Here is a 2744-nt window from a genome sequence, read left to right on the forward strand (position 1 = left end):
CAGCGCGGCAGCGAGCGCGACGGAGCGCCACGCGCTCATCGGCAGTCGTCGCCGGAGCCGGGGCGGCGACCGCCGAGCATGCCGCCGAGCATGCCGCCCAGCTTGGGCTTGCACGTCGGCTTGTCCCCCGGCTGGCCGTTGGCGCCGCGCGTCATCGCGCCCATCGAGGGCAGCACCATCGCGGTCGACTTGTAGCGGACCTTGGCCGTCCAATCGGGATGCCAGACGACCTTGGGACTGGTCGGGCGCGGTGGATAGGCAAAGTCCGCTTCCGGCCCGAAAGCGTTGACCAGCGTCACCGACGCGCCGCCTGCCTTGACCTCCGCCGGGATCTGGCAGCTCGTCGCCGACGGGGGCAGCACGATGCCCTGCGTCACCAGCCGCGCGACGACCGTGGGCGCGACATAGTCCCACAACGCCCCGCCGAACTCGCGCCGGGTCGACGATGCCCAACACACCGCGTCGCCGTTGCCCGCGCCGGTGAACGCCCAGGCATAATAGCCGGTGGCGCCCGGCACCGCGTTCCAGCTGAGCAGGCCCGAGCCGTCGGGCTGCGCCGCGACGCTGGCGTGCAGCGCCGCGAGCCAGTCCTGCTGGAGCGCGAAGCCGATCGTCGGCGTGTAATTGCCCGCGATCCGGTGATCGCCGACCAGCGAGCTGGCGGGCTGCGGATGCTTGTCGCGCGGGCCCGGCCAAAAGCCATAGGTGCGGCTGGTCGCCTCGCTGGGCGGATTGTCGACCGGCACGACGGTGGAGAAGATGTTGGGCGGCATCTGACCGTCCGCGATCTTGCCGAAATCGATGATCACCGGCTGGCCGGGCCCGGCATGCGCGCCGCAGCCCCAATAGATGAGCAGCCGGCCCTTGGGTCGTTGCGGCTGGCCGGGCTGGCTGGTGCCGCCGGTGCTCGGCTCCGACGGGCCGGACGGCGTCGGGATCGGCGTCGCGAGCGGGACGGAAGCGCCGAGCAGCGTGGCGGGCGGCAGGAAATGGTCCGCCCGCGCCGCGCCGCCATCGGGCGCGAGCGTCGAACCTAGCCGCAGCGTCAGCGACCGGCTCTCGCCGCCGCCCTTCAGGATCGCGCGTAGCCCGCCGGTCAACGGGCCGGTGGCGGTCGACACGTCCATGTAATAGCGAGCCTTGGGCGGTGTGCTCAGCTGCGCGCCGCCGCTCCCCGCCAGCATCCCCAGCGCGGTCGCCCCCACCAGCGCGCGCTTCACCCGCTCGTTCATCGTCCTGCCCCCTCCATCGGCGCGATCCCCATCACGCCGACAGACGTCAGGATGCCGCCGATCCGGCCAGGAGTCGAGACTCGGTATCCCTGCTCTTCGTCATACTGAGCTCGTTTCAGCATCCACGCGCGATGGGTGATCCTCGCGGGCATCGGCCCGTTTGGCAGCTGTCGCGCATGGACCCTGAAACAAGTTCAGGGTGACGACATTTGGCGGCGCTTACCGCCTGTAACGCGCCTTGAGCATCGCGAACGCCGCGCGCAGGCCATAGGCGTCGCCGCCCTTGGGCCGGCCCGGCCTGGCCGTGGGGCGCCAGGCGAAGACGTCGAGATGCGCCCAGGCGATCTCCTTGGGCACGAAGCGGCGCAGGAACAGCGCGGCGGTGATCGCGCCGGCGAAGCCGCCGTCGGGTGCGTTGACCAGATCGGCGATGTCGGACTTGAGCAGCTCGTCATAGCCGTCCCACAGCGGCATCCGCCATAGCGGGTCGGCGACGGCGCGGCCGGCGGCGAGCAGCGCCTCGGCGAGCGCGTCGTCGTTGCTGAACAGCGGCGGCAGGTCCGGGCCCAGCGCGACGCGCGCCGCGCCGGTCAGCGTCGCGTAGTCGAGGATCAGCTCGGGCCGGCCCTCCGCCGCCCTGGTCAGCGCGTCGCCCAGGATCAGCCGGCCTTCCGCGTCGGTGTTGGTGTTCTCCACTGTCAGCCCCTGGCGGGTGCGCAGCACGTCGCCCGGGCGGAAGGCGGCGCCGCCGATCGCGTTCTCGACGGCGGGGACGAGGACGTGCAGCCGTACCGGCAGCCCCGCCGCCATCACCAGCCCGGCGAGCGCGAGCACATGCGCCGCACCGCCCATGTCCTTCTTCATCAGCCGCATGCTTGACGACGGCTTGATATCGAGCCCGCCGGTGTCGAAGGTCACGCCCTTGCCGACCAGCGCCACGCGCGGGTGGGCGGGATCGCCCCATTCGAGCTCGATCAGGCGCGGGTGACGCTCCCTGGTCGCGGCCTGGCCGACGGTGGCGATCATCGGATAGCCTTGGGCGAGCGGATCGCCGCGCGTGACGTTCATCGCCGCGCCGTGCCGCCTGGCGAGCGCCTCGGCGGCGGCCTCCAGCTCGGCCGGGCCGGCATCGCCGGCGGGGGTGTTGACCAGATCGCGCACCAGCGCGGTCGCCGTGGCCAGCGCGAGCGCCTCGGCCGCGCCGGCGGGGTCGGTGGTCAGCAGCACGCGCGCGCCGGTATCGAGCTGCTGGCGGTAGCGATCGAACCGGTATTGGCCGAGCAGCCAGCCGAGCATCCCTGCGCCGGGATCGGGGAGGCGGTAGGTTCCGGCGGGCAGGAAGCCGCCCAGCGACGCGTACCGCCAGGGCGAGCTCGCCGACTCGTCGCAGACCAGCAGCGCCGACCAGTCCTCCGCCGCGTCGCCGGGCAGGATCGCGCGGTCGCCGGGCTTGCCGGTCAGCCCATGCGCCGTGATCGCCGCGCGGACGCGCGGGGCTTGCGCGGCGAGCCA

2 protein-coding genes are annotated in these 2744 nt (G+C 72.8%); both read right to left on the reverse strand.

Features of this window, described 5'->3' with window-relative positions; genetic code table 11:
• Nucleotides 1-35: 35 nt before the first annotated feature.
• Nucleotides 36-1232 (reverse strand): hypothetical protein, encoded by a 1197-nt coding sequence (locus HUU95_RS13485; protein WP_254602807.1) that lies wholly within the window; start codon nucleotides 1230-1232, stop codon nucleotides 36-38.
• A 219-nt stretch (nucleotides 1233-1451) separates the two neighbouring features.
• Nucleotides 1452-2744 (reverse strand): leucyl aminopeptidase family protein (locus HUU95_RS13490; protein WP_174280573.1); only part of this gene is annotated, 1293 nt, incomplete at its 5' end.

This window comes from Sphingomonas bacterium (assembly GCF_903643065.1).
Classification (GTDB): domain Bacteria; phylum Pseudomonadota; class Alphaproteobacteria; order Sphingomonadales; family Sphingomonadaceae; genus Sphingomonas.

Bases quoted from the DNA above. Each gene is read 5' to 3' on its own strand.
- HUU95_RS13485 (WP_254602807.1), bottom strand. From the start codon at position 1,232: ATGAACGAGCGGGTGAAGCGCGCGCTGGTGGGGGCGACCGCGCTGGGG.